Below are 26,173 nucleotides of genomic sequence, written 5' to 3' on the forward strand. Positions count from 1 at the left end.
AAAAAAATCAGGTCGGGTCGGCTGCGTTCAGCCGCGCCCATTCCGCATGAGGGGCCGGGCCGCCCGCGCGGGTAGCAAAAATGGCGCAGGCACTCTGCCGTGACAGGAAGCCCCCCTGCACGGCAAGCCCCAGCCCCTGCGCCAGTTGTGCCAGCTCGGCTTCCGTATCGGCAAAATAGGGCGGCCATTGCAGTGCAAGCCCCGCTGCATCGAGTCTGGCGTAATCCTGCCCGCCAATATGCACGCCGCCTTCAAGCACATGCGAAAACGCGCACACCATGCGGTACAGCGCCAGCAGCCCATATTCGCCGTAAGAAAGGCGCATGCGGTCCACAAGCCATAAAAGAGGCTGATAGAGCATTTCCATCGCCCGGCCCGATGTGGGGGCCGCAAGGCGATCGGCCTGGGCGCGGTTGCCATGGATCTGCTCCATCACGCTCGCACGCAGTTCACGGTAATGGTCGCGCATCGCACCTGCAGCGTCACCATTGATTTCCAGCAGCTTGGCATCACCATCAAGCGGCAGGGTTAGGGCGGCTGAGGCGCCGCCGGTGCTGGCGGCCGTGCCATCGGCATAAGGGTCCGGCCCCGCGCGGATGACAAGCCGGGGGTCCGCACTGTATTTGAGCCCCCGCCCGGATTGCGAGAGCAGGTAATCACACTCGATGACCGTATCAATGGCCGGGGCAAAGGTGCATGGACCATCCACCGTGCCCGGTGCCGCCAGATTGGCCATCCACACCCACGGCACAAAGCCAAGACCGTGATGGGTGCTGCGCGCGCCATCCAGCCGGGTGGGCAGCCCGGCATCGACACGCTGGGGCACGTAAACGTGGCAGTCCGCCCGGTCCCATACGCGCTGCCACCAGAAAATGGTGGCTACGTCGTCCGCCGCGACGGGCCAGCCCTGCCCGGCCAGCGTGGCGCCCGTTACCTTGAAGCACTCGGTGACCGAGGCAAGCCGCCCTGCGCCATCCCATTGCGGGGTGAGGTAACGGGTGTCATGCACCTGCACGCGCAGGTGGCGCGCTACGGCCTCGACCAGCACGGCAACTGATCCGCTCGCCCCACGCGTGGCGGCATCAAGCATGAGTGCTGGCAGGGCGGTCTCCGCCCCGAACTGCGCCAGAATACCGGGCAGCGCGGGATCGGTGGCTATTGTGGCGGGCCAGTGGCTGGCACCAAACAGGAGGGATACCGCATCATCCACCACCGCACGGCACATATTGGTGCGCACCGACGGGCGGCGCTGGCCAAGCGGTATGTATTCCCCTGCCCCGTTATATTCGGTGCCAAAGGGGTTGGGTATGGCATCATATTGCGTGCCTTCAAGCACGCGCGCGAGCGCTGCAAGCGCGTGTGCGCGTGCGGGCAGGTCCGGGTCACGGGGGTATGTTCGCTTGAGTTCCTGCCAGTCCATGATCTGGTTATCTCCGGCATGGGGTGAGCCTGCGCTGTCATGTTTGCCCGCAGGTGGAGCGGGAACAGTATTCACGCAGTAAAAGGACATATATATATAGAGATTTATGAAAATCATTCCTGAAAGTATTCAGGACTGTTCCGGATGGCACGACGCCCGCTGAGGCAGGCAGGCTTCTAACGCCCGAGGTTGAAGCGCGTGGGTGCCCACCGCGCGGGGGCGGCAGGCGGCGCGGAGAGCATGAGGTCGGTCAGCGCCCAGACCAGCGCATCCGCCCGGTCGGGGGAATGGGCGCCGTGATACCCGCTGGCCGAGAACTGGCAGAGCTGCTCCTCCAGCTCAGGGTATATGCCATGATGGGTCACGCGCCCCTGTTCGTACAACGCTGCCACCGGCTCGGCCCGTGCCGCCTTGCCCCGGCTGGCGGTGACCATGCGCAGGGCGGCATTCGGGTTCAGCCCGCGTAGCGTGGCCTCGACCAGCGCGCCGCCAAAATTGTGTTCGGCCACGATGCGCTCGGCGGCCCAGTCCGCCTGGGCCTGCAGGGCCGCCCGCGCCCAGCCCGCAGGCGTATCGCGGCGCGACAGGTCGGCCAGCACATGGCCACAGCCTGCGCCATCCACCCCGCATACGATGATGCCGATTTCATCAGAGCGGGTATCCTCCGGCCCGGCGCAGCCCGAAGGATCAACCGCCACCACGATGCGCCGCATCTGCGCGCCCACCTGGTGGCGGGTTGCCGGTGTTATGGCAGCGGCACGGCGAAAATCTTCCAGGCGCCACAAGGCGCCATCGACAGCCTGTTGGTATTCCCCCAACACGAAGCGCCTGCGTTCACGCTCCGGCAGGGCCGCAAGCTGCGCCAGATACTCCGCCGAGAGATTGGCCCGGTTGCCCTCGGGGTTGAGTTGCATCGTGGCGTAACACGCAGGCTGAGGCAGGGGCTGGCCTGATGAAGGCTCGATACCGGCTTCAAACACGCGGTAAAGCCAGTGCGCGGTGGTGGGCGGATTGGCATCGATATATTCCTTCAGCGCCAGGGGCGATTTCTGCGCGAGCCGCGTGAGCAGCATGTTGCGCGCGCCATAAGTGACCTGGCTGGCTTCGTTGAGGTAGACGGTGGCAAATTCCAGCCCCAGTATCTTTTCGGTCCGTTCCTCATCATCAAGCCCGCCAAACATGATGATCGAGCCATTGGACAGGGTCACGCTCCAGTCGGTGCGCGAGAGTTGCCATGGCACGGCGGGAAAGCACCGGCGCATGACGGCAGGAAACGTGTCAGCCACGACGGTGGCCCGCAGGGCGTTGAACCTGTGCCGGAATATGCCATGCCGCGTGCCCGCCGCCCGCAGCGCGCGAATGATCACCGCACGCACCAGCACGAATGTCTTGCCCGAACGCGCCCCGCCGCGCAGCAGGATGTGGGTGGCTCTCCCCCCCAGCAGCCGGTTGGCGGCATGCTGGTCGGGTGTAAGGCTAAAGCGCTGCGTCATCTGTGGTGATGGTAATGGAAATGCCGCCCGCTCCCTCGCCCCGTGTGGCGGAGGCCGGTGGGCGCAGGCGCGTTGCAACCCACATGCGGGCCTCCATGCGCAGTTTTATGGCGGGTACATCCTCGCGGCCCGTGGCACGGTCGGCAATGGCGATGATTTCTTCGGCCAGCGTGTCGGCGGCAGCGTCACGTGCGGTATCATAGAGCGCACGAAAAGCCGGATTATCACGCAGCCAGCGCAATATGGTAGCGCGGTGCGGCAGGGCCGGATCAGCACAGATGGCGCGCAGGCTCTGGCCATCCGCCAGCCGCAGGCAGATCTCGTCGGCCAGCCTGCGGCTATAGGTGCTGCGCCGCGTGCCCGTGGCGGCCTGTTCGGGCATGCTGTTTCTCCGTAAATGCATGACGCCCGGCAACCACGTGGATGGTGCCGGGCGCAGGTCTGTCATGATAGGATCTTTATACTGAAAAACCGTGCAGGCAGAAAATACAGTTTTCGAAAAACCTTCTACAACGGTGTATCATGCGCATAACTGCACGTCATATGCATGGTATTGACGATTTTTTCTGATGCATTTCCTGTATTGTGATCCTGCCTGCCCAGGTATCGTGCAGGCGGGATGGATACAGAACTGTCAGGATATGTTTCTTATACCTGAAAATCGTGCAGGCAACAATTTTCCTGTGCGGTGCAATACCGCCTTGGGGGGTGTATCAACGCTTAACCTGCCGGCAAGGACGGCAAAAGCGCGTTAAACGTTACGCGCCCGCCATCATGCTCATGCTGGCAGTATCGAAATCCGGTGAGGGCATGAATGAGTTCCACCGGTATGTCGAAGTAGAAATCGATCATATCCGGCAGGTAGCCACTAGCCGCCTCCTCCTTCTGCATGGCCGTGACAATGGCGGCGAGTTGCTCGGGCGGCGTGCCGGTAATGTGCAGGTCATGCGGGCCACCGGGCTGCGAACGGGCGCGCGATGTACCAAGATGGCGCACAGTCCACACCCGTGATCCGTTGGCGTAGCCGGCGGCCTCCGTCATATAATCCGGTTCATCGACGAACAGGGAAAGCGCTGTGCACCCTGCCGTACAGGCCTCGATCCGGGCCGCGTGATGAAGGGCTGTGGCAGGATCGTTGAACCATACCACCGTCCATCCGCCAGGCAGGCTGGCCGTAGCAGCGGGCGGCGGGGCGTCTCCCTCCGGCATGCCGGTATCGGTCAGATTCATGCGGCGCAGCACGGCCTCCCGGTCGATACCATGGAACAGGAACAGGCCAACCGTGTAGCCAACCGGGCGCGGCGGGCAGCTTTCGCGTATCCACGGGCGCAGGCGGATGGGCGGAAAGATGTCCTGGGCACCTTCCGCCATTTCAAGCGGCGCGAACGTGACCCTGCCGTTGGTTATGGTGTAGGGATAGACGTAGTGCGCCGCCGTGCCATCGCGATGCGTGCACATGAGCACGACAGCCTCGGCCTGCTTGCCGCTGCCGGGCAGCAGCACGGTGCAGTTGGCCGCCACAACCGCCGCGCGCTGGTGGCTGCGGGCCACCCTGTCGCGCAGGGCCTGCTTGAGATGGTCGAGCTGCGCGTTGCCATCCTTTTTGTCCGGCATGGGCACATCATGCAGTTCAATGGCGCCACGATAGGGCTCGCGCGCCATCAACGCACCAAAGGGCGCAAAAACGCCATCGCGCCCCAGCCTGGCTTCTATTTCCGGCATGATGAAATCGACAAGCGCGGTGAAGTCCTGCGGTGGCGTGCTGAGCCAGCAGGGTCGATCCGCGTCATTCCCAACTGCATACTGATTCATTGCGCCGTCCTTGCTGGCTGTAGCGGCGTTCAGGCTACGTTTGGCATGCGAAACCTGTCAATCCAGCATCCATTCATGCACGACACGGGCATGCCGTGGGCATCCGCTGCATCCGTTCAGTGCCGTGCGTCACCCCGCACCCTGTCGGGGCGGCGACCCGCGCAGGGCGCATCCTGCGTGTTCAGGCAGCATGGCTGTGCCCATCCTCGTGGTCATGATCGTGGCGGTGATGCATGTCGGGATAATGGGGGTGGCTGTGCTCAAGTCGCGTATGGACATGGTAATGGGTGTGCGGCTCCCCCGGCGGGTCATCGGGGCCGTGGTCGTGCTGATGGTGCTCGTCATGCACATGGCGATGGGTATGGGCCATTTCCTCATGCACATGCAGGTGGTCGTGGCGCTCGGTCAGGTGCAGCCACAGCCCGATGCCCATGAGCAGGCCCGCCACCAGCAGCCGCGCCATGCCCTGCGCCGGAAACAGCGCGAGTGACACCACCGCCCCCACGAACGGCGCCAGCGCGAAATACGCCCCCGTGCGCGCCGCCCCCAGATGGCGCAGCCCCAGCATGAAGGCCACGAGGCTGACCCCATAGCCCAGAAAGCCAACAGCCGCCGCCCCCGCCACCAGCGCGGGCCCCGGCAGGTGCGCATGTTGCAGCCCAAGTGCCGCAAGCAGGTTGACGCTGCCCGCCACAAGGCCCTTGAGCGTGGCGATCCGCACCGGATCTACACCCGAGAGGCGATTGCTGAGATTGTTGTCGATGCCCCAGCACAGGCATGCGGCAATGATGTAAAGCGCGCCCGGCGCCAGGACCGCATGGCCCTGCCATGACAGCACAGCCGCCCCGAGCACGATGCATACGGCGCCAAACAGCAGCCTGCGATCGACATTTTCCCGAAACACCACCCAGGCAATCAGCAGTGTTGCAATACTCTCGACATTGAGCAGCAGCGAAGCACTCGCCGCATCCGTGCGCGCAAGGCCAAGCATGAGCAGCAGCGGGCCAGCCACGCCACCCGTAGCGATCACGCCCAGCAGCCACGGCAGGTCGCGGCGCGCAAGAGGGGCTTCATCATGCGTGGGCAGGCGCAGGGCCGCCCGTGCGCCGAGGACCAGCGCCAGCCCCAGCCCGGAGCCAAGATAGAGCAGGCCCGCTGCCATCTGGGCCGACATATCGCCAAGCAGCAGCTTGGCAAATGGCGTGCTCGCGCCAAACAGTATGGCGGAAAGCAGGGCAAGGCAGAGGCCGGTGGTCTTCATAACCGTGACATATCATGTCATATTCCCCGCTGTCATGCATGGGAAAGAGATAACAGATGCCTGAGGGCCATATCGGGATTGCTGGCCATCAGATCACTGGCATGCCACGCAACACGAACAGGGCCTTGCCCGCCAGCCAGGCCGCAGCGCCTTCCGCCTGCCCGATGATGCCGCGATGGCGTTTGTGGTCAAACCGGATGCAACCTTCAGGCCAAGCCCTACCGCCCGCGGCATCATTGCAGCACCTTTCAGGGCTGACACCGGCGCGGCACAGGCGCTGGCCGGTCATGGCGGCACGCCTGTACTGCAAATGACCGGCAATACTGATGATGCCTTCGCGGCGCGCGTGCTGGCTCATTATACCCGCTACCTTGGCCCGGTGGCGCAGGACTGGCGCGATCGCACGCCCGGGTGGCCCATGCGGCTCGTCGCGTTTGACGGAACGTCAGCGCAGAATGAGCGCTTTTTTGCCACCTGCGGGCTGGGCAGGCAGGCTGCCCGGATGCCAGACGGGCGCGAACTGCACTGCGAACTCATTTTCGCGGCCCATCAGGACGGCCCGACGGATGACATCGTGCGGATGATGCTGGGCGTGTCGGAACTTGTTGGCCGATCAAAAGATGCCCTGCTGCGTGGCGATGTGATCAGGTTCACGGCCCCCATCCTGCCCGGCACGCTGCTGACCGGACTGTATTGCACGATGCCTGCATTCTGCCCGTCTGATTTCGCCTGCCTTGAACCGGCAGGCAGCGGGGCGCCGATTGTCATGATCTGGCTGATCCCGGTTTATGAATCCGAGAAGGCTTATATCAGGGCGCAGGGGTGGCGCCGGTTCGAGGATGACCTCGACCGTCTTGACCCTGACCTGCTCGACCTGCACCGCCAGCCGATCGGGACAACACAGGGCAGTCCATAAAACACGGCCCAAACCCTATTCCAGCGCCCACGCACCGTTTTTACCGCCACTGTTCATGCAGCACGTCCAGCGCCCTGTGCAGGGTGCGGATGCGCGTGCCGGGGTGCTCGTCCAGACCGCATACGGCGCAGACCACCCGCGCCCGGGCAGGCGTGAGCAGGGCCAGCGCGCGGTCAATGGCGTGCCGGGCGTTTACGCTGGCTTCGGTTTCCTCCAGCTTGCCTGCGCCCTGAGCGGCCTGCGGGCTGTAACGCTGCACCAGCCGCCCCGTGCGCGTGCAGCGCCGCCAGCAGGCCCTGAAGCGCAGCCCGATCGTGTGCTGCTCGGTGCTCAGGGCCGCATTGGCGCGATAAAACAGCCGGTCGAGTTCGCATGTATCCGTCAGGCGGCGCACGGTGTGCGGGCGCGCGCGGGGGGCAAGTTGCACGTGGGCCTGTTCCACCGGGCGCATGAGGGCTGCGGGGCCATCCGCGCCCATATCGGGTTTCAGTCCCGCTGCGATATCACGCGCGCGCAACCGGGCACGGCGCTCGGCCCGCAGCACGGCGGCAGCATGGACAGGCATGGGGGAAAAGGGGATACGCGGCGCGGGCATAGCAGTTCCTGTACGACTTTGTGCAACAAGGTCATATTATCGCCATAATGTGCAGGCGGGCAGTTCCGCCCGCCTGCTGCACCCTGCCTCAGGGCCTGCGGTGGCATTGAGTTGCAGCCCGTATGTTCGTCATGCACCACGATGGCGAAGCCAGTGCCGCGGGCCACCACCCGGCCCTGAAGGATGACAATGCACATCCGCCCATCGCCCGCATCGTGCCGGTGCCTGCGGTTGCGTCATAGCGGATGCCGTGTCCCCGGTCGTGCCGGTCCATTCCTGCTGCGCGGCCTGCGCGCAAACGGGGCAGACCGGCAGGAATGCATCTGTAAACGTTTTTGCGGAAGAGCCTGTACCGGGTGGATATTACCGCATGAACGCCATCTTGCCTGTTACGCACTCTCATGCCATCGTATTTACGGGCGTATCGTGACACGGTGTTATTTAGCCTGCCGTAGGGCATCCTTATCTGTGATGTACCGCTTGTGGGGTTCATGGCTGGCCCCACCGATGCGTCGACATTCAAGAATGCGGACATGCTTGATATTGTAAAAGACAGCCGGTTTAAAAATGGGACATATCCTAAAAATTAAGCAATAATGGGATATATCCCCTCTACCCTTTGTGCCAACGATGTGGGATATTTCCCATTATGGATGATACACGCTCCCCCGCTGCCGCCGAGATCGAACGCCGCATGGAGCGGCTGAACCTCAATAAAAAACGCCTGGCTGACCTGGCCGGACTGAACGAGACTTATGTGCACGACATCCTGCGTGGCAAATCCCGCAATCCCGGGGGCGACCGGCTGGAAAAAGTGGCCGCCGTGCTGGGCTGCACCGCAAGCGATCTACTGCGTGGCGGCGGTGGTGGGGCCAGTGCCGCCGCCGCGCGGCTCAAGGCTTTGCGGGAGCGGGCCGGTTACACCGTGCGGGCGCTGGCGCGCGACATAGGCATGGGGGAGAAGTTTTCCAGCTATGCTTTTTACGAGAACAAGCTGAAAAAAGACTTTATTCCCGTCGAACTGGTGCGCAAACTGGTGCCGCTGCTGACTGATCGTGGCGATCCCCCCATCGCCGCATCCGAAGTCTGGGCCCTGTGCGGCATCGTGCCTGGCGCCACGGACCTGAACGAGAGCATAAGCCGTGCCGAACGCGCCAGCATGCCGGTGCATAATGAGGATGGCGCAGTGACCGTGCATGAATATGATATTTCACCCCAGGCCGGTGGAGGCGCGATTGTGGACCACACGGCCGCGGGCGAAGGCGAGAACCACCCCACACTGGATTCATGGCGCATCCCGCGTGATTTCATCCGCAATTACCTGCCTGATACCGGGGGGCTTGCCATCATCCGTGTAGCGGGCAATTCCATGGAGCCGGAATTCGTGGCGGGTGACCGCGTGCTGGTCGATACGGGCCACCGCATCCCCTCGCCCGACGGCGTGTATGTGTTGTGGAACGGCATGGGCGTGGTGATCAAGCAGTTGATGCTGGTGCCCAATTCCCGCCCGCCGCGCATCCGCATCATCAGCGTCAACCCGACCTATCCGGTTGATGAGGTCGATGCTTCTGACCTCGTGATCAATGGACGTGTGGTTGGCAAATGGGTATGGAAGTAAAAGGATGCCTTTTCATGATCTGGTTGCCTGCATAAAAAATAATGCGTGCAATTCCCTTGAGGTTGGTGATGAAAGCACGGCACCTACCCCTGAAGATATTGCCGGGGTCGAAAGCATATTGGGCCAGGAACTGCCGCCAAGTTACCTGTTCTTTGTCAGGCATTATGGTTTTGCGTCTATTTTTGGCGATGAAATATTTTCCATCTACCCGGAGTTCGATCGCAACATACCCAGCGGTGACATTGCCGAGCGCACCCTGCTCTATCGCCGCCAGAACGCCATAAAGCCTACGGAAATCATTCTGTGCCAAACGGATTTCGCGGAAATATTCGTGCTCGATGCAAGCCGTGTCGATGCACAGGGGGAATACCCGGTTCTGCGCAAGATTGGTGATGAAGCAGTCCTGTACGCCCCCAGCTTTGCTGATTTCATTGTAAAATACAGCCACGATGTCATGGCCTGACAGCTGGCGCCGCCCCTGAACCGCGCCCCTGCCCTACTGGCGCCGCATTCGGGGCGTAGGCAGGTGTTCATGCATCCTGTCATGCCTTTTCCCGCGCCTGGTCATGGCCCCATCCGGGCCGGATGATCCATGTGCGCACAACCTCACGCGGCACCGTGCGTTAAGCCTGCCATGACAGACACTGCTCTCCGCCCTGCCCCGCGCCTGGCGCGCCTGCTTGTCATGGCACTGGCCTGCCTCGGGCTTCCTGCCCTTGCGCGCCCGGTCCATGCCACGCCCCAGCACCTTACGCTCACGCCAGACAATACCGCCGTGCTGCTGCACGCGAGCAGCGTCATCGGCGCGATGGACGGACAGTTCGGCAAGGTTTCCGGCACGCTGGATTATGACCTGTCGCGCCAGACCTGCCATGTGGACCTGACCATGGATGCCACGACCGTGCACATGGACACCATACTCGCGCGCAAGGCCGCGCAATCAGGCGGCATGCTGGGCACGGATCGCTGGCCCACCGCGCGCTACGTAGGTGACTGCCGCCCGCATATCGTCAATGGCGGCGTGGCCTCGCGCATGGTGGGTCACCTGACCCTGCGCGGCCAGACCCACCCCATGATGTTTGACACCCGGATGGACTTTACCGGCAACACGCTCAGCATGCTTGACAGCACCGGCACGTTCGACGGGCGCAAATGGGGCATGTCCACCATGCTGCATACCGTAAGGCAGCCCATGCGCACCGAAACGCGCATCACCCTGCCCAATCCATCCCGCTAACCCGCCGCGCAGAAAGTGCACGCCACATGACCGATGAGACGACCGCCCCCCGCACCCTGGCCGAGATTGCAAGCTATCATGTGCATGTCTATTTTGATGATGCCACGACACGGCAGGCCGCAAGCCAGATGCGCGACCGTATTGCCGAGCGCTTTGCCGTAAGGCTGGGGCGCTGGCATGACGTGGCGGTCGGGCCGCACGTGGCGCCCATGTACCAGATCGCGTTCGAGACGGGATTATTCGCAACCCTCGTGCCCTGGCTCATGCTCAACCATGGCGGGCTGAGCCTTCTCGTGCATCCGAACACGACCAATCCCCGCCGCGACCATCTGCGCGACGGCCTATGGATCGGTCGCCCCCGTGCCCTCCTTGCCGACCGCCTGCCCGAACAGACGGAGGCCCCCGACCGTGCGGGCGAGGTCAATACACGACCTGATGGCAGCATGACGATCTGAGAACGGATAGCCCAACGCTTCTTTGATACAGTTTTCCGGCATACAGTTTGCCGGTGCCGCCTTTTTGCATAAAGGCGGCTTTTTTTTAACGTGTTTTAAAAGAAGCGAGGTTTCTTATGGAAAACAGGCTTCCTGCCGGTGTTTCAGTCCGCTTTTGAAAGGAGAGTCCGGGCGGTATGTTACAAAATCATGCAGGCATTGTTGCAATCGGTCTGATTTGATAATGTACGGTAACATTTTATGCAGGATAATGACTGCATCATTCCTTGAGTTTCCGGCCTGATCGGACCCGTTTTATATGCAAACGCTGTTGCAGCCTGTGCTTCGTGTCAAAATGTCCAGCGATGTGCATGAACGCCTGGGTGAACTCCATATTCCCTACCCCCCAGGCCCCAAACGGCAACGGCGCGCGGCAATGGTGCGCGAGCGTGGCCTCCTGTTCATTCACGTGCCCAAAAATGCCGGGACATCCATAACCCGTGCCCTGTACGGCATGGATGTGGGGCACGAAACAATCCGGTATTTCCAGCGCCGCCTGCCTGATCTGGTGCGCTTTCCCTCCTTTGCCATCCTGCGCGATCCGGTCCAGCGTTTTCTCTCGGCGTATCGCTACGCGCGCGCGGGCGGCAGCAGGGCGCGGCAGGTGGCACAAGGATTCCGGGCATCGTACATGGCGCTGCGTGACCTTGATGATGCGCTTGATCTGGTGGCACAGGCACGCACCCCCTACCATGTCGACCATATTTTCCGGCCACAGACATGGTACCTGACCGGACGCGATGGCGCCATTGGGGTCAACCGGCTGTTCATGCTTGATGAAATGGCGCGTGTCGCACGCTTTATCGCGCCATTTGGCAGCGGGCCGATTGCCCATGTCAATGCAACAGCCGCGCATGAAAAAGGCGAATTGCCCAGCCCCGGGCAGATCAGGCGCATCAGGCAGATTTACCATGCCGATTATGACCTGATCGCCCGCACGCGCCAGGACCAGTAAGGCAGAGCGCACGCCGCCCGCCCCTAGCTGGCAGGATCGCGCACGGCCCCCGCCCTGATGGGCGGGGGCCGATCAGATCAGGTTCAGTCGCCTGCCGCCCCAAGCGTGGGGTAGTCGATATAGCCTTCCGGGCCATGAGTGTAGAAGGTGGACGGGTCCGGCGGGGTCAACTCCGCACCCATGCGCAGGCGTTCCGGCAGGTCGGGGTTGGCAATAAACGCCTGACCGAAGGCGATGGCATCCGCCCGGCCCGCCTCAATGGCCTTTTCCGCGCTGGCAGGGGTGAATTTTTCGTTGGCGATATAGACGCCGCCAAACTGCTGCCTGAGTTGCGGACCCAGGCTGTCCGGCCCCTCCGCCTCACGCGCGCAGATGAATGCAATGCCACGCCTGCCAAGTTCACGCGCGACATAGCCAAAGGTGGCGGCGGGGTTGGAATCCCCCATGTCATGCAGGTCACAGCGGGGCGCAAGATGCATGCCCACCCGGTCTGCGCCCCACACATCAATCGCCGCATCGGTCACCTCAAGCATGAGCCGTGCGCGGTTCTCGATCGGGCCGCCATACTGGTCGGTGCGGTGGTTGGTGGAATCCTGCAGGAACTGGTCGAGCAGGTAGCCATTGGCGCCATGGATTTCCACGCCATCAAAACCGGCTGTCTTGGCCAGTTCAGCCCCACGGCGGAAGGCTGCGACAATGCCCGGAATTTCATCGGTGCGGAGCGCGCGCGGGGTCACATAATCACGCTTGGGGCGCAGCAGGCTGACATGGCCTTTTGCCGCAATCGCGCTCGGCGCGACCGGGGCCTCGCCATTGAGAAAATACGGGTCCGAAATCCGGCCAACATGCCATAGCTGCATGAAAATGCGCCCGCCCACGGCATGCACGGCAGCGGTGACCTTTTTCCATCCCTCCGCCTGCGCTTCCGACCAGATGCCCGGCACGTCTTCATACCCTATGCCCTGTGGGGTGACCGGGGTTGCCTCTGACAGGATCAGCCCCGCAAGCGCGCGCTGGGCATAATAATCGGCCATCAGGTCATTGGGAATGTGGTCAGGTCCCGCGCGCAGGCGCGTCAATGGCGCCATGACGATGCGGTTGGGCAGCGTAAGGGCGCCGACCTTAAGCGGTGTGAACAGGGTTGGCATATCACGTCTCCACGGTTCAGTGGCCGCGATAATGGGCGTATCGTATCTCTGCCGCAAGGGCAGGCATGCCATGCCGGCAGGACCTTGCTTTCTCGATACGCCGCGCGCCATTCCTGAAGAGTTTTACATGGCAACCGGCATGACAGGTGCAGCGAATGCGCAGGCGGGTAGCCCAGTGTTCCGGTGCCTATCCAGACCCGGGTTACACACTTGTCGTCAGGGGCGAGGTCGGGAGGTCATGCACTGCATGCATGTCGCCACGATCTGTAGCTTCCTGCATCATGCGGCATATCCCTATGGAACTGATTATTATCGTATTTGATAAATTTACATCTCTATAACATGGAAATACTTTATAAAAATATTATATATACCTTACATTGAATAATCATAAAAAAGTAAGCCTGCAATGGCAGCATAAAAAATGGCGTGCCCTCTTCCCTGAAGAAAAGACACGCCAGTGGTGACGACTCAAATTTTCTTTATGTGCGGCTGAACTGGACCGGATGTGTAATATTACAGCCCGTCATGCGCCTGCACCTTGGAAGATGTCAGGCTGTGATGCCACACGACATCATTGTTAAAAATGATTGTCAGGTTCTTTTCACGCCCATGTGTCCCGTTAGAGAAAGAACCGTAATAAGGTACGAAGTTCGTGCCATTCTGACGGCTGTATTCATAGCTGTACTGCCATTCTTCATGCCCGCTATCGGTAAAGTGCACGTTCATCGGGTCGCCGAACATGGTGCGGACCTGCTGCTTTGTGGTCACGTTATCCTGAATCTTCTGGTCAACCGTCTCGGCGGTTTCCTTCCGGATCGAGGTATTGCCCGAAGACTGACAACCAGCAACGAGAAGAGCGGCAGCGAGGCACGCTGCAAGGGAAACCTTGTTCATTAACCATTTCCTAACAAGTAATGGAAAAGCATCAAACCAATCGGCAGTCGCGATATCCGGCGTTTGGAATATAATCTTCATGGACAAAAATCTAGGGTGAAAGCTGGAATTTCTGAATTTTATGTCAGAAAAAATAATTTAAATACCATATTAAATATGTATTAATTATACATTCTTTATAATATGTATTGTTTTTATGGTAAATAATAGGTCATTAATCATAGATTTACCACACCACGCCCTTTCTATGCCTATGCCGCAGGCAGGATCATGGCAGGCCCGGCCCTTCTGGCGGAGGGAGTGCGGCACGGATGGCGGTGGAATAATCCGGCCCGATCATCGCACCCGCCGGGCGCTGTATGCGGCTTGCAGCGTGCAGGGCGGTAAAATCGGGGTAGTGCTTCGCGTCATAGGGGCCAAGCAGGTTCATGTCATAGGCCATGCTGGCGGTGTGGCCGCTCAGTATGACGCGCCAGTCAAGACGGTAGCGCAGTTTTGCGCCCGCGCGCGCCAGGATGCCCGTGGTGCAGTTATCACCCAGCGTGTTGTACCATAGCGGGTGGCGAATGATGTCATGGATCGCATCAACATAACTCAGGAACAGCCGCGCGCGCACGGCGGGCGAAAGGTCAAGCCGGTACAGATAGACCCGCTCGCGGCGCACATCCGTGCGCACGCCAATCAGGTCGCGCTCATCAGCGGTCACATAGAACAGTTCATAATGATGGAAGAACCCCGCAATGGTGGAATATGCAAATCGTGCCTGCCTGCGGGTTTCGATGGATATGGCAAGATGCTGCCCGTCACTGAAGCCAAAACTCAGGAATACATGGGCAATATTTTCCCCAGCCCAATAGGATGTAACAAGATCCACCCGGTCGAGTCTGCTCAGGTCATAGGTCGCGTCATACCACGCAGGCAGGTAATCGGTGACCGAACGGTAGCGGAAATTGCGCACGTTACGCACATGCACCATATTGCCCTCGCGCCACGTATCGGCGGGTATGGCGTATTCCTCTGCCCAGACCCGGTCATTGCGCGGCGGGTCGGTTACGTACCACCCTGCCAGCGCCGCCACCGTCGCCCCCCGCACCACATGCCGCAACGCAGGCGGCCGCAGCCATGCGCTACCCATCATGATGGCGGGAAAGACCGTGCACAGGCCCAGCCGTAACGCATCGGGCCGGATGGTTGAATAATACAGTGCGGCCGTACCCAGCACCATGGCGGCGGCTACGGCAATGTCATGCCCTTTCCCGCGCCAGCCTGTGCCGTGTGGCCGGGGGGCCATCATGGGCCGTCTGTCCGTGGCGGGGCCTGCCGCAAGGCTGGCGGAGCCTGTGCCAGCTGTTCAAGAAGAATGCGCTGTACCTCGGCTATGGTAAAGGGATTGGACTGCGTGGAATGTTCCGAATGGCGCACGACCAGTTCTGATTCCACATCAGGGATATGCGCGCTGGCATAGGAGACCACGCCATCATCGGCATGGGCCAGATCCCGCCCTGCGCCGCATACGGGAATGATGGAGTGCACATGTACGTCGGGCATGATGGGAATGGTGGGCAGCGTGCGCATGAACGCGCTGTGCGGCGACATGGCATACACGCTGCCAAGGCGCGGAATGCGATTATTGACATGCGTGCTGTCACCCGATCCGGTCACGATCTCACGCGCGGTTTCGGTTACCCGCAGTGGCAGGCTGGCCATGCCGCCCACGAACTGGGCAATCGACTTGCCTGCAAGGTAGCTGCCATGCTGCGGGGTGGAGATGAACACCACCCGGTCGACCTCGGGCATGGGGGTGGGAAACATGGTCTGGCGGATCAGCGCCAGGGTATCGGCATTGAGGTGAAAGCTGGAAAGTGGCCGGCCAGCCGTGCCATCCCACAGCCTGTCACCGGGGTTGATGACCAGCATGCGCGCCAGAAGGCCGCCCTGGCTGTGGCCAATCAGCGTAATGTGCCCCAGTGCGGGGTCGGCCTGTACGCCGCCCAGGCTGTTTACGGCCTCGGTAATGGCATGGCGCAACTGCCACGCCGAATACGGGATGGGATTGGCCGTTGCGTAGGAGAAGAACCAGAAATCAAAATGGTTGCGGATGCGCCTGTCCTCCAGCAGGTCATTGACCATGCTGGCCCAGCGGTACGGGCTGGAGGCCGTGCCGTGTATGAACACCACCGGCATGCTGCCATGATGGTGCGGGTTCATGGCGATCAGGCGCGGGCGGGTACCGTCATAGGTCGTGCCATCAAAGAACCCCCGATATTCCTTGGTGCCCAGCGCGGTATCAACCAGGCTCAGGGCGCGGGCGGTGGTCTGGTCATAGGCGGCGGGCACGCGGGCATGGGCGATGGGGGTGTCGGGGCTTTCATCCATGATGCGCAGCACCAGCCGCCCGCTGGGGTGGCTGCCGAGCACCTGCGCGCGCGGGTTATCGATTTCCAGCACCAGGCTTGCGGGCAGGCGCAGTTTTTCCGCTATGACGAAGCTGCCATCGGACGTGCCTTCAGGGGGCGCCTGATCCTGGGGCGTGGCGCGGTTGCGCGTTGCGTCATCCTGTGCGGGTGCTGCAATATCCGCCACGGCGGATGGCGCGTGATCACCTGCATGCTGGAGTGTCTGCTCCCCGCTGGCCGGGCGGGCGGGCGCATCGGGCGCGGCGCGGGCCAGCACGGTCAGCGCCTCGCCAAGGCCGGGGGTATGATAGACGTTATTGATGCCTCCCACGCCAAGGGTCGCGGTGGGGCGGATGTTTTCCAGCACGCGGCCGTGCCAGCGCAACTGGGCGGGATCAGCACTCAACTCGAGCGTGCCAGACGGCAGCGCGCGGCTCTGGCTGGCAATATTGACCGGAGCGGGAAAGGCTGCCGCGAGGCCAAGATTGTACAGGTCGCAGGCCTGCCGGAAACGTGCGTCATACGGGCTGGGGCCATTCGCCTGTCCCGGCTGCAAATACGCATAGGCATAGAGGCTTGCGGCCAGAAAATCCTGTGCATGATGGTGGCGCAGGCCCTGCCTGTAACTCAGTTCCGCCAGCGCGAACAGCACATCGGCTTCATCATCACGCCCTGCGGCCTGTGCGCGCAGGGTGGCAATGGCGCGATCGGGCTGGTTGCGCCACAGTGGCAGCAGGCCGTGGCGACGCAGCACGATCAGCGCATTATCACTGGCCTCACGCCCCGCCAGCGCCGTGCGCGTGGCGGCACGGTAGCTGTGCACCAGCGAGACCTGCCGCACGCTTACCGGCCCGGCACACCCTGCAAGCAGGGCTGCGGCCAGCAGGCTGGCGCAACGCAGGCGGCGGTTGATACGGATGGGGGCAGCAGGCAGCGTGCCGGGCATGATCGATTTCATGCCCGCAGGTTAAGCATCCCTTTGGCCCGCATGGAACAGACAATCGGCACGCATGGCCTGCGCGCCGCCTCTTTCGGCCCGGCATAAACGACGGGGGCAATCCTGCAGGAGATGCCGTCGGCCTGCGCGTATGATCGGGGCAGGATCCGTCTCCTGCCACCGGGTATCAGGAATCGCTGGAATCAAGGGGTGTCAGGGCCCTCGGTCCAAACCCCTTGAAGGATTCCTGACATAGCCTGAACCACAAGGCTGCACACTGACCCGGTATTGCGTGCCCAACTCCGACTGCAGCCGCGCAGCCAGTTCAGTCCCCTGCCGGTCAAAGGCATCACGGGTATCTGGCGTTTCAAATCCGGTATTGGGGCCGCCGGGGTCGTTCCAGTCCAGAATGGCATCGAATTCACACCGCCAGGCATCAAGGTCCTTCTTCAGGCCATCAGAGATCGGCAGGGTAGCGGGGTCAAAATCGCCCTCTCCCGCGCGCGGTCCGGCATGCCATAACGGGTAGCATGCATAATCCGCCATGACCTTGATGTGCTTCATGCCTGCCCCGTGCCGCTGGTGTCAGGGTGCCATCACCCGTTCATCAGCGCCAGCCCTTCCGCCACGGATACGAACTCACCCCCCATATCCACCCTGTCTGCGCCAAAGCGGCGGGTGAACAGCGCGCGCACGGCGGGCACGAAGGATGTGCCGCCGGTCAGGAACACGCGGTCAATGGCGCCTGCGGGCAGGCTGGCGCGTTCCAGCGCGGTTTGCACCGCTTCATCAAACCGCGCGAGGTCGGGCGCGATCCAGCCCTCGAATTCCGCACGGGTTATGGTGCGGTGAATGCGCACATCGCCAAATTCATAATCCAGCGTGGTGCCCTGCGCGCTGGACAGGTCCCGCTTGGCCTGGCCTACGGCGCGATACAGCGCCTGGCCCTGCTGGGCCTCGATGATGTCGATCAGCGCCTGTATCTTCTGGGGTTCGGCGGCGGTGCGGGCCACGTCGGCCATGTCGCGCAGTGTCTGGGGCGTGCGCATCAGCGCCAGCCGGTGCCACCGCCCAAGGGCCGCATACCACTCGGCCGGCACCGGCAGCGGCTGGCCGCCCATTACGCGGTAGGTGGTATTGCGACCGAGTTCGGGCGCGATCACGTTATCAATGATGCGGTAGTCAAGCTGGTCGCCTGCAATGCCCACGCCCGCATAGCCCAGCGGGGTCGCTCCCTGCCCGCTGGCAGGATCAAACCGCAGGATGGAAAAATCGCTCGTGCCGCCGCCAAAGTCACCCACCAGAACGGTGGCGGGCGCTGTCAGGCGCTGGGCAAAGTGCCAGCCTGCCGCTTCGGGCTCGAGGGCTACGTCAACATGATGGAAGCCCGCCTGCGCAAAGCCTGCCCGCAGGCGGTCCTCGCCAAAGGCATCATCGGCGCGGACACCGGCAAAATGCACCGGCCGCCCCACGGTGGCGCTGACCTGAGCAGGATCGATATCGAGCGTGCGCATCAGGCATGACAGAAAACGCGCCACCAGTGATTCCAGCGTCATCACCTGGCCCAGCAGCCGCGTCTGCCGGAAGGATGACTGCGCCAGGTACGACTTCATGGACATGATAAGGCGGCTTTCCGCCGGGTCTTCAAGGTAGGCATCGACCGCCGCAGCCCCTATGGCCTCCTGGAGCGACGCGCCACGGGGCTGCATCTCGTCATGCCACAGGCAGAGCAGCGTGCGGCATGTCTCGGCAGGCGGATGATGGGGAAAATGGAAGCGCGCGGGCTGCGGCTGGCCCTTGGCGTCCAGCACCACCACAACGGTATTGGTCGTGCCGAAATCTATGCCAAGCCGCACGCCATGGGGGGGCTTTATGGAAGACATGCGGCCTCCCATACGCGCCGGCAGGGGCCGTGTCCATCGGGTCATTCACATTTTGCGAGGGGTGGCGTAGGGGTAGGCGCCATGACCCAGCCGTTTACCTGCGCCAATGCCCGCTACCGCACCGATACCCGCCACGGCCACCCCCACGGCACGGGGCAGGCCCGGGGCAGCGTGCTGGCGGCACCACTGGTCACACAGGCCGATACGGGTGATACGCTGTGGCTGGAATATGTCATCGGGCCGGAAGGCACGCGGTTCTGGCTCATGTGGTATGATGCCCATGGCCTGCCGCGCCTGACCAACAGCGCGGTCATGGACCATGCCAACCTGGCCATCATGCTGCGTGCACTGGGTCATAGCGCGGCACTCGGCGCGGTGCAGGCCGCCCTGCCCCCGGCCCGGCATGTGCCCTGACCGGTTTGGCCGATGGGCGCTGGCCTGTTATCAAGACCCCACCCCACCTTATTTGCTGCACGTGGCACGAAACGAGATGATGAAGTCCAGCCCCATCGCGGGCCATACCACCCTGATACGGCTTGCAGCCCTTGGCGCGGTGGTTGTGCTGGGTGCCTGCGCAGCCCCTTCTGGCCGGGCGCAGGCTGCACGGATCGGCATGCCCAACCCGGCTTCCGCCTATTGCGTGCATCTGGGCGGCAGGCTTGAACTGCGCTCCTCCCCACAGGGCACGACGGGGTGGTGTCATCTGCCTGATGGCACCATAATCGAGGAATGGGCCCTGTTCCGCCGCAACCATTCCGCCGGGCCACGATGAAGTCGCACCGCCCTGCCCGCCTTGCCCTGCTGGCCCTGCTCGGGCTTGCAGGCTGTGGCGATGCGCTGATGGCGCGCAACCTGCCCCCGGCCCAGGATTGCAGGCAGCGCGGCGGAACATGGCGCGTAACGCCTGATGGCCATACCGGGCTGTGCACCCTGCCACCGGGCGCAGGCGTGGCAGGCGCGCGCATCGTGCCCCGCCACCCGCGTGCCGCCATGCGATAGGAGAGCGCCCGAAAAGATGAACGTTACTTAAAGATGAACGTTACTTTCTTCAAAGCAAGGCGACGGCAGAAAGCTGTCCTCCTTTATCAATAATCTGCTTTCAGACACGCTTTAAAATACCCCGGCCCGACTGCCACGGCATCGCCTGGCCAGCAGGGCGCATCATCACCACCGGGGGCATGCCGCATGCAACTGTCGCGCAGGTCGACCGTTGGGGGTAGGCAGGCTGTTTCACAAGGTCCCCTGCCGGTCGGTTGCTGCCTGTGGTGGCCCTGACCCGTCCTTTACCCAGCATGGTGTTTTCTGAAACAGCCTCCTGTGAAGCAACAAGGAGGAGAACCCGTGCCCGTAGCCGCAACCACTGTCACGCCCCGCATCCTGTCCCTGGGGGTCATGGCCCGTTCATGCGCCCTTGTGGCGGGCATGGGGCTTGTCCTGCCCCTCGTGGCCTGTAGCGGGCGCATCGGGGAGGATGCCTGCATTTCCTGCTCGGCAGAGAAATCGGCAGAAAAAACGGATGCGCCCCGGCATGATCCGGCAGCCCCCTCGGGCAATGCCGTGGGCGAAGGCGCGGGCGGCCCCACCGGTTCGCCCCAGCAGGCGGGACAGGACCAGAGCCCCGGCGCCGCCAGCGCGCCGGGCATGTAAAGCGTGGCAGGGGCTGCGCGCGCAGTCACGGCAACGTGTTTTTTACGCCTGCCGGGCGGCCTGAACCCGCCGTCGCCCGGCGCGTTTGACCCTTGCCACCCTACTGAAAAAAACAAAGGAGGATACAGGATGCGGTTCACCGTTTTCCCCGCCCTCCCCATCGCATTAGGGTTGGGGATCGGGCTGGCAGCAGATGCATATGCCGATGACCCGGCAACACCGCAGCAGGTCGCGGCCTGCAAGGCCGATGCCCTGCGGCTGTGCCCGCTGGACATACCGGATACAAGACAGGTCGAAGCCTGCATGCACCGCAAGGTCACCCGTCTGTCGCCTGCATGCCGGGACACCGTGCAGGGTAGATAATACCGTCCCGTGACCGGGGCACGCCACAACCAGGCCGTGCCCCGCTACCGTTTTTTCGGAGGCTCACATGACGATTTCGCGTAATGTAACCGACATGACCACCCGCATCGGTGATTTCCTGACAGGCGCGCAGGGCGACCGTTCCGGTGCGCTGTCGGTGCTGAACGACATTCTCGGCCCCCTGCCCGCGCCAGACGAACCCAGCATGCTCGAACACCGCGCGGAGGAAGCAGGCATGCTGCCGCTGATCCGCTCATGGCAGGAGCACGACAAGGCCCCGCATGCCGATGAAAGCACGATCCAGGCCCTGTTCCGCCCCACGGAACTCGAGCGTTTCTCCACCCAGACGGGCCTTTCCCAACAGGCTGCGATGAAGATCCTGCGCGAGATGCTGCCCTCGGCCATCCGTCACCGCGCGCTGAACGCGCGCGCGGGGTGGCAGCCTGCAAACACGGCGGACCCCAACCTGCACTGACACGCAGCACTCAGGATCACGCCTTTTTCAACCTGCCACGCCGGGGCACATCACCCCGGCGTGGCAGGTTTTTTTTCAGTTCAGCCAGGATCTTCAGGCATAAAGAAGTTTTTGGTGAAGCTTTTTTCAAGAAGCTTCAAAAGGGGGCACCCAGAAACTTTTAGGGGCTGGCATAAGTCAGCATTGCTTGGGACGATTCACGCGGGCAGTTGGGCCCATTGAGCAAGGATTTTCAGGAGTTTTGCAGGCGAGCGGATGTTGACGCGCCACTCGCACGCGGCGCGGAAGAGGTGGAAGTCCTTGCGTGGTATTCCATTGTATCGCCGCAGATGCCGCTTCGCCTGGTTCCAGAAATTCTCGATGCCGTTGATGTGGTTTCTGCCCAGGGCAAGATGCGTTCGTGATGGAATTCCGAGACATCCAGTTTGTTGCAAGCGTGCCAGGAATCGCTGTAGACGATTGAATTAGGCTGCATTTTCTTTCCAATGATCGACATCAGCGCCTGGTGTCCGGCATTGGGGATCATGACGGCGTGGACACGGTCATGTCGTTTCAGCAGGCCAAAGACAGCCACTTTCCCGGCAGCGCCCCGGCCCCGTTTTTCTTTGCGATGTCAATCGAAATAGCTCTCATCGACTGCGATTTCACCTGAGACCGGCGCCCCATGAGCAATCTGTCCTGCGATGATCTCTCGCAATTTGCAGTCATACACTGTCGCTGTATTGCGATTGACGCCGACAAGTGCGGCAGCCATTACCAAAAAGAGCCGCCCACGGGGCAGGTGCATGAACGGCCATGCCTGACCGTCATCGTTTCCGGGCATCATGACATGCTGGTGCCCATGAAACCGGGCCGACCGATCGGGCGTTTCACTTTCTCCCTGCCCGCAGGTGACCCATGCAGCCTTACCGCCCCCTTGTCGCGGCCATTCCCGTGCGGAACGAGGCTGAGCGCATCGGCCCCTGCCTGCGCGCCCTCGCCCGCCAGCACGCGGCACGCCTGACGCATGTTGTGCTGCTGCTCAACAACTGCACCGATGCGACATTGCCCGCCACGCAGGCCCTAAGCGGCCGTCTGCCTTTTGCCCTTCATGTCGTTGAACGCACCTATCCGCCCCCGATCGCTCATGCTGGCACCGCACGCCGCGCGGCCATGGCGCGCGCGGCTGAACTTGCTGGGCCGGAGGGCATCGTGCTCACCACTGATGCAGATGCCGTGGTGGCGGCTGACTGGCTTGCCAATACGCTTGCCGCTTTTGCCACAGGGGCCGATGCCGTATGTGGCCGCGCGCTGATCGACCCGGTGGAAGCCGCGCGCCTGCCCGCCTGCCTGCATGAAGATGACCGGGCGGAAACCGCCTATGCCACCCTGCTCGACCGGATCCATGACCTTGCCGATCCTGATCCGCATGACCCATGGCCACGGCATGCCGAGCATTCCGGGGCCAGTATTGCGGTGCGGGTTGGCCTGTACCACCGCGCAGGCGGCATTCCCGCCATGCCCCTGGGCGAGGACCGGGGGTTTCTGGCGGCCCTGCGCCGCGTGGATGCCGCCATCCGCCATGCGCCTGATGTGTGGGTGAGCGTATCCGGCCGGATCGCGGGGCGCGCGCGGGGCGGCATGGCCGATACCATGGCCCGCCGCCTGGTCCGGCAGGATGAAATGCTCGATGAAAGCCTTGAACCTGCCATGACCTGCCTGCATCGCGCCCAGGCCCGCGCGGCGCTGCGTGCCCTGTGGCGCCAGCCCGTGCGCCCCATGTCCTGGCTGGCACGGGCCGAAAGACTTGCTGGCCAGTTAATGCTGCCCGCCGCCACGCTTGTCGCGTCCTGCGCAGAACCGTTCTTTGGCCTGGCGTGGGATCGGGTCGAGGCTGCAAGCCCCCTCCTGCGCCGCCATCCTGTCAGGCGCGCGAGCCTTGCGGTCGAACACCAGCGCGCCGCCCGGATTGTGCTGCGCCTGCTGCATGCGCGGGCGCCAGCCCTGTCCGCGCTTGGTGGGTGACGCAGGCATAAGCCAGCGTTCTTTGAAGCATGCCGAAAAAGGCTTTGCTTGGTTATCCGCCATTGCAACATGCGCCCAGCATGTCCAGCCGGTAACGGGCATGATGTCGGGCATGTGTCACCCGCAGCCCGGCGGCATGGCAGGTTGCCGTGAAGAGGCGGGCGGCCTCGTTTCCATCGCACGGGGTATCGGTCGGGCCGGTCCAGTTGACCAGCACGATGGGGGCGTCCGCCTGCCGCACACGCAGGCAATGGGTGGCGAGCCGCGCAATATCGGCCCGCGAGAGAAAATACAGCAGTTCCGAAATCATGATCAGGTCACACGACGCTGCTGGCAGGTCAGGAAAGGCATCGGGCAACTGCCCCCGATAAAACGCTACCCCGTCCAGTCCCGCGCAGCGGCGGCGTGCCTGCGCAAGGGCAGTCTCGGCCACATCCACGGCCAGCAGATGATCGCATTGCCGCGCCAGCCGGGCGGTCATGATGCCGATGGAGCACCCGAGTTCCAGCGCGTGACGGAACCGCCTGCCCGCCAGCAGCGCAAGGGTGTGGCGGTATTTGTCGCGTTCATAGGGCCGGCTTGCCACGCCCCATGGATCGGGACTGGCAGCATGGATGCGCTCGAACACGGTGCGCGGCCAGCTTGCCCTGCTCATGGCGCGAGAAAAACCTCAAAATCCGTGACCAGCGCCGCCAGCAGGCTGGCAGGCAGGCTAAAGCCGGTGGGGTCATCGGTTATCAGGCCGCCATACTGGCTTTCATGCGCACTGACGGCGCGGGCCTTGAGCGCACGATAAGGGGTGATGTCAAGGCGCATTCCCACAGGTGGCCCGTGATCAAGATCCGTCTCCGCCGCCACAAGCCACCCCCACACCGGATAGGTCAGCAGGGGCAGGGCATGACAGCGGTGCAGGGCCAGGCCCATTTTCCAAACGGCTTCATGATCGCAATGCGGATCAAGCCGCGAGGGCGCGAAAACCGTGGTACAGCCGTGCCGCACGGCCAGGCTGGCCAGTTCCTGCACGATACGGTCGAAAACCGGCCCCTCATGCGCGGTAGCGGCGTCGGGCTGGTTGAGAAAGACCACACGCTCCGGCCCCAGCCCCAGGCAGGCTACAGCATGCAGAACCTCCTGCCGCCGCTGTTGCCGCAGGCGCGTGGCAGGCCACTGGCGCGAGTGGGGGTGCGAGGCCGCGCCATCCGTCACGATAACGACAACAGGCGGCCGCCCGGCCTGGCAGCACGCGGCAATCAGGCCGCCACAGCCCAGGCTTTCATCATCGGCATGCGGGGCCAGGATCAGGGCCGTGCCGGGCACAATATCAGGCAGCGGGGCCAGTGGCAGGTTGCGCCACGCCGCGTGCAGGCTGCCCGCTTTCATGGCAGAGCCGCCGCCGCAGGCGGCAGGTCGCGCTGCATGAACCATGCAGCCGCCTCGCATAATGTTTCATCAGGGGCGGGCTGGCGCAGGTAGGTGGCCAGATCGCGGGTCAGCCGTTCTGCCACGTTGGTCTTGATGAAGGCCGAAAGCCCCAGCCCGCGCTGGACCAGTTCAATCACGTCCAGCCCTGCCCGCTCTACGGCAATGCGCGCCAGATTGACGGTGGCGACAATATCGCCCGCGTCGTAGCGATCCTGTGCGGTGGCAACCAGCGCGGCCTTGCGTGTCCAGCCCAGGGCGGTCTGGGCGGCAATCAGCGCATGGCCGATCCGCGCCAGCTGGGCCGGGGCCTGCGCCCGCCCCCGTGCGGCAAGCTGTTCGCGCAGCACGGTGGTGAGCCTTTCAATCCCGCCAAGGGCTACGGCCATGGGCCGCCATGCTCCGGCTGAAAATTCAGGCTGGCGCAGATAGTCGCCCGCCTGCCCGATCAGGCTGTCCGGAGATACGCAAAGCCCCTCGAAATCGCACTGCCCCGTGCCTGCGCCCCGCATGCCGCTCAGCCCGCCGATGGAAGGATGGATGACACACCCCTGCCCCACCGCCACAAGCAGCATGCCCGTCGTGCCCGCCTGCGTGCGGGCCGTCACCAGTGCCCGCGTGACATGACCCACGCCAGAAGCAAAGGCTTTCTGCCCATGCAGGATCAGGCCCTGCGCGGTCTGGTCCATATGCACGGGGCGCGCGCCATCGGTCACCCATACGCCAAGGAGCGCGCCCGCGCGCACATCGGCCGCAAGGGCGGCGTACTGGGCCGGCGTGCCGTAGCGGCTGACAAGGCGCAGGGCGTTGACATGCCCTTCCACCACACGGCCAAGCGCCAGGCTGCCCTGCCCCACCAGTTGCAACAGGCGCAGCAGGCCCGCCGCGGCCGCCTCCGGCGCGGCATCGGGCCAGCAGCCGCCAAGCGCCAATGGCAGCGCTGCGGACAGGACGCCAAGTTGCCGCAGCCGCGCCAGTCCGTGCGTGGGAAAAACCGCCTGCGCATCATTCGCGCTGGCTTCCGCCTCGAGTTCGGCACGGCAGGCCATCAGGGCCTCGAAGGGAAAACTCATGCAGGCAGGCTCCGTATTTCCGAAAAAGCAGGAAAACGCAGCAACCCGTCAGCACCGTTTCCCTGCCTGAACAAACAGCACCGGCACGCGATTGGTTCCCCTCACATCACGCAGGCCATGCCCTGCACCG

General features: G+C 63.0%; 30 protein-coding genes and 1 pseudogene. 14 read left to right on the forward strand and 17 right to left on the reverse strand.

What is annotated here, in order from left to right:
- Positions 1 to 7: 7 nt before the first annotated feature.
- The 5 genes from HNW77_RS01425 to HNW77_RS01445 form a co-directional block, all read right to left on the reverse strand.
- The gene (locus HNW77_RS01425) at positions 8 to 1,420 is read right to left on the reverse strand and encodes a portal protein (protein WP_172154687.1); all 1,413 of its coding nucleotides are present in this window, start codon (positions 1,418 to 1,420) and stop codon (positions 8 to 10) included.
- Positions 1,421 to 1,596: 176 nt separating this feature from the next.
- A complete protein-coding gene (locus HNW77_RS01430) occupies positions 1,597 to 2,913 on the reverse strand; it encodes a phage terminase large subunit (RefSeq protein ID WP_172154689.1) in 1,317 nt (438 codons plus the stop codon).
- Positions 2,897 to 3,295, reverse strand: coding sequence for a terminase small subunit-like protein (locus HNW77_RS01435; RefSeq protein ID WP_241694223.1), 399 nt, complete (start codon positions 3,293 to 3,295; stop codon positions 2,897 to 2,899). Before HNW77_RS01435 ends, HNW77_RS01430 begins: the two co-directional genes overlap by 17 nt.
- 338 nt (positions 3,296 to 3,633) lie before the next feature.
- Positions 3,634 to 4,725, reverse strand: coding sequence for a hypothetical protein (locus tag HNW77_RS01440; protein WP_172154693.1), 1,092 nt, complete (start codon positions 4,723 to 4,725; stop codon positions 3,634 to 3,636).
- A 181-nt stretch (positions 4,726 to 4,906) separates the two neighbouring features.
- Positions 4,907 to 5,986: a DMT family transporter gene (locus tag HNW77_RS01445; protein WP_172154695.1), complete on the reverse strand. Its 1,080-nt coding sequence runs from the start codon at positions 5,984 to 5,986 to the stop codon at positions 4,907 to 4,909.
- 175 nt (positions 5,987 to 6,161) lie between these two features.
- Between HNW77_RS01445 and HNW77_RS01450 the strand changes: the two genes are divergently transcribed.
- The gene (locus HNW77_RS01450; RefSeq protein WP_172154696.1) at positions 6,162 to 6,902 is read left to right on the forward strand and encodes a suppressor of fused domain protein; all 741 of its coding nucleotides are present in this window, start codon (positions 6,162 to 6,164) and stop codon (positions 6,900 to 6,902) included.
- 40 nt (positions 6,903 to 6,942) lie between these two features.
- Here HNW77_RS01450 and HNW77_RS01455 read toward each other — a convergent pair whose 3' ends face one another.
- Complete coding sequence (locus HNW77_RS01455) at positions 6,943 to 7,497, reverse strand: hypothetical protein (RefSeq protein WP_172154697.1); 555 nt, start codon at positions 7,495 to 7,497, stop codon at positions 6,943 to 6,945.
- A gap of 649 nt (positions 7,498 to 8,146) precedes the next feature.
- Between HNW77_RS01455 and HNW77_RS01460 the strand changes: the two genes are divergently transcribed.
- The 5 genes from HNW77_RS01460 (at position 8,147) to HNW77_RS01480 (ending at position 11,801) form a co-directional block, all read left to right on the forward strand.
- The gene (locus HNW77_RS01460) at positions 8,147 to 9,115 is read left to right on the forward strand and encodes an XRE family transcriptional regulator (RefSeq protein WP_172154698.1); all 969 of its coding nucleotides are present in this window, start codon (positions 8,147 to 8,149) and stop codon (positions 9,113 to 9,115) included.
- On the forward strand, positions 9,093 to 9,578 hold the full coding sequence (locus tag HNW77_RS01465) for an SMI1/KNR4 family protein (RefSeq protein ID WP_172154699.1): 486 nt from the start codon (positions 9,093 to 9,095) through the stop codon (positions 9,576 to 9,578). The genes HNW77_RS01460 and HNW77_RS01465 overlap by 23 nt, the downstream gene beginning before the upstream one ends.
- A gap of 171 nt (positions 9,579 to 9,749) precedes the next feature.
- The gene (locus HNW77_RS01470) at positions 9,750 to 10,352 is read left to right on the forward strand and encodes a YceI family protein (RefSeq protein WP_172154700.1); all 603 of its coding nucleotides are present in this window, start codon (positions 9,750 to 9,752) and stop codon (positions 10,350 to 10,352) included.
- Between the two features lie 26 nt (positions 10,353 to 10,378).
- A complete protein-coding gene (locus HNW77_RS01475) occupies positions 10,379 to 10,807 on the forward strand; it encodes a DOPA 4,5-dioxygenase family protein (RefSeq protein WP_172154701.1) in 429 nt (142 codons plus the stop codon).
- Between the two features lie 334 nt (positions 10,808 to 11,141).
- Positions 11,142 to 11,801, forward strand: coding sequence for a sulfotransferase family 2 domain-containing protein (locus HNW77_RS01480; protein WP_241694224.1), 660 nt, complete (start codon positions 11,142 to 11,144; stop codon positions 11,799 to 11,801).
- Between the two features lie 83 nt (positions 11,802 to 11,884).
- On the opposite strand, the gene HNW77_RS01485 is transcribed toward HNW77_RS01480, so the two are convergent.
- The 6 genes from HNW77_RS01485 to HNW77_RS01510 form a co-directional block, all read right to left on the reverse strand.
- Positions 11,885 to 12,949 (reverse strand): alkene reductase, encoded by a 1,065-nt coding sequence (locus HNW77_RS01485; RefSeq protein ID WP_172154703.1) that lies wholly within the window; start codon positions 12,947 to 12,949, stop codon positions 11,885 to 11,887.
- A 516-nt stretch (positions 12,950 to 13,465) separates the two neighbouring features.
- Positions 13,466 to 13,927 (reverse strand): outer membrane protein assembly factor BamE domain-containing protein, encoded by a 462-nt coding sequence (bamE, locus tag HNW77_RS01490; RefSeq protein ID WP_338033764.1) that lies wholly within the window; start codon positions 13,925 to 13,927, stop codon positions 13,466 to 13,468.
- 187 nt (positions 13,928 to 14,114) lie between these two features.
- Entirely contained in the window at positions 14,115 to 15,137 is a 1,023-nt protein-coding gene (locus tag HNW77_RS01495) for an Lnb N-terminal periplasmic domain-containing protein (RefSeq protein ID WP_408886747.1), read from the reverse strand.
- Positions 15,137 to 17,188 (reverse strand): esterase/lipase family protein, encoded by a 2,052-nt coding sequence (locus HNW77_RS01500; RefSeq protein WP_241694225.1) that lies wholly within the window; start codon positions 17,186 to 17,188, stop codon positions 15,137 to 15,139. The genes HNW77_RS01495 and HNW77_RS01500 overlap by 1 nt, the downstream gene beginning before the upstream one ends.
- 204 nt (positions 17,189 to 17,392) lie before the next feature.
- Positions 17,393 to 17,743 carry a hypothetical protein gene (locus HNW77_RS01505; protein ID WP_172154708.1) on the reverse strand — a complete coding sequence of 117 codons (351 nt, stop codon included), beginning with the start codon at positions 17,741 to 17,743 and terminating at the stop codon, positions 17,393 to 17,395.
- A gap of 32 nt (positions 17,744 to 17,775) precedes the next feature.
- Complete coding sequence (locus HNW77_RS01510) at positions 17,776 to 19,062, reverse strand: Hsp70 family protein (RefSeq protein WP_172154710.1); 1,287 nt, start codon at positions 19,060 to 19,062, stop codon at positions 17,776 to 17,778.
- A gap of 81 nt (positions 19,063 to 19,143) precedes the next feature.
- On the opposite strand from HNW77_RS01510, the gene HNW77_RS01515 reads away from it, so the two are divergent.
- The 7 genes from HNW77_RS01515 (at position 19,144) to HNW77_RS18125 (ending at position 21,951) form a co-directional block, all read left to right on the forward strand.
- The gene (locus tag HNW77_RS01515; RefSeq protein ID WP_172154712.1) at positions 19,144 to 19,476 is read left to right on the forward strand and encodes a hypothetical protein; all 333 of its coding nucleotides are present in this window, start codon (positions 19,144 to 19,146) and stop codon (positions 19,474 to 19,476) included.
- 76 nt (positions 19,477 to 19,552) lie between these two features.
- On the forward strand, positions 19,553 to 19,834 hold the full coding sequence (locus tag HNW77_RS01520; RefSeq protein ID WP_241694226.1) for a putative hemolysin: 282 nt from the start codon (positions 19,553 to 19,555) through the stop codon (positions 19,832 to 19,834).
- Positions 19,831 to 20,061: a hypothetical protein gene (locus tag HNW77_RS01525; RefSeq protein WP_172154714.1), complete on the forward strand. Its 231-nt coding sequence runs from the start codon at positions 19,831 to 19,833 to the stop codon at positions 20,059 to 20,061. Before HNW77_RS01520 ends, HNW77_RS01525 begins: the two co-directional genes overlap by 4 nt.
- A 342-nt stretch (positions 20,062 to 20,403) precedes the next feature.
- Positions 20,404 to 20,709 carry a hypothetical protein gene (locus HNW77_RS01530; RefSeq protein ID WP_172154715.1) on the forward strand — a complete coding sequence of 102 codons (306 nt, stop codon included), beginning with the start codon at positions 20,404 to 20,406 and terminating at the stop codon, positions 20,707 to 20,709.
- A gap of 129 nt (positions 20,710 to 20,838) precedes the next feature.
- Entirely contained in the window at positions 20,839 to 21,072 is a 234-nt protein-coding gene (locus tag HNW77_RS01535; protein ID WP_172154716.1) for a hypothetical protein, read from the forward strand.
- Positions 21,073 to 21,139: 67 nt separating this feature from the next.
- Positions 21,140 to 21,547, forward strand: coding sequence for a YidB family protein (locus tag HNW77_RS01540; protein WP_172154717.1), 408 nt, complete (start codon positions 21,140 to 21,142; stop codon positions 21,545 to 21,547).
- A 218-nt stretch (positions 21,548 to 21,765) separates the two neighbouring features.
- On the forward strand, positions 21,766 to 21,951 hold the full coding sequence (locus tag HNW77_RS18125; protein WP_408886748.1) for a hypothetical protein: 186 nt from the start codon (positions 21,766 to 21,768) through the stop codon (positions 21,949 to 21,951).
- 44 nt (positions 21,952 to 21,995) lie between these two features.
- Here HNW77_RS18125 and HNW77_RS18130 read toward each other — a convergent pair.
- Positions 21,996 to 22,121: pseudogene (locus HNW77_RS18130) on the reverse strand (IS1595 family transposase); the annotation flags it as partial.
- 39 nt (positions 22,122 to 22,160) lie between these two features.
- The gene (locus HNW77_RS18135) at positions 22,161 to 22,334 is read right to left on the reverse strand and encodes a hypothetical protein (protein ID WP_172154719.1); all 174 of its coding nucleotides are present in this window, start codon (positions 22,332 to 22,334) and stop codon (positions 22,161 to 22,163) included.
- 110 nt (positions 22,335 to 22,444) lie between these two features.
- Between HNW77_RS18135 and HNW77_RS01555 the strand changes: the two genes are divergently transcribed.
- Positions 22,445 to 23,551 carry a glycosyltransferase gene (locus HNW77_RS01555; protein WP_172154720.1) on the forward strand — a complete coding sequence of 369 codons (1,107 nt, stop codon included), beginning with the start codon at positions 22,445 to 22,447 and terminating at the stop codon, positions 23,549 to 23,551.
- A gap of 52 nt (positions 23,552 to 23,603) precedes the next feature.
- Here HNW77_RS01555 and HNW77_RS01560 read toward each other — a convergent pair whose 3' ends face one another.
- The 3 genes from HNW77_RS01560 to HNW77_RS01570 are packed head-to-tail and all read right to left on the reverse strand — an operon-like array spanning position 23,604 to position 26,043.
- Positions 23,604 to 24,206, reverse strand: coding sequence for a class I SAM-dependent DNA methyltransferase (locus HNW77_RS01560; protein WP_172154721.1), 603 nt, complete (start codon positions 24,204 to 24,206; stop codon positions 23,604 to 23,606).
- Positions 24,203 to 24,931, reverse strand: coding sequence for a PIG-L deacetylase family protein (locus HNW77_RS01565; protein ID WP_172154722.1), 729 nt, complete (start codon positions 24,929 to 24,931; stop codon positions 24,203 to 24,205). The genes HNW77_RS01560 and HNW77_RS01565 overlap by 4 nt, the downstream gene beginning before the upstream one ends.
- Positions 24,928 to 26,043, reverse strand: a complete 1,116-nt coding sequence (locus HNW77_RS01570) for an acyl-CoA dehydrogenase family protein (RefSeq protein ID WP_172154723.1) — start codon at positions 26,041 to 26,043, stop codon at positions 24,928 to 24,930. Before HNW77_RS01570 ends, HNW77_RS01565 begins: the two co-directional genes overlap by 4 nt.
- Between the last annotated feature and the right edge of the window lie 130 nt (positions 26,044 to 26,173).

It is taken from the genome of Komagataeibacter melomenusus, from assembly GCF_013155395.1.
GTDB lineage: Bacteria > Pseudomonadota > Alphaproteobacteria > Acetobacterales > Acetobacteraceae > Komagataeibacter > Komagataeibacter melomenusus.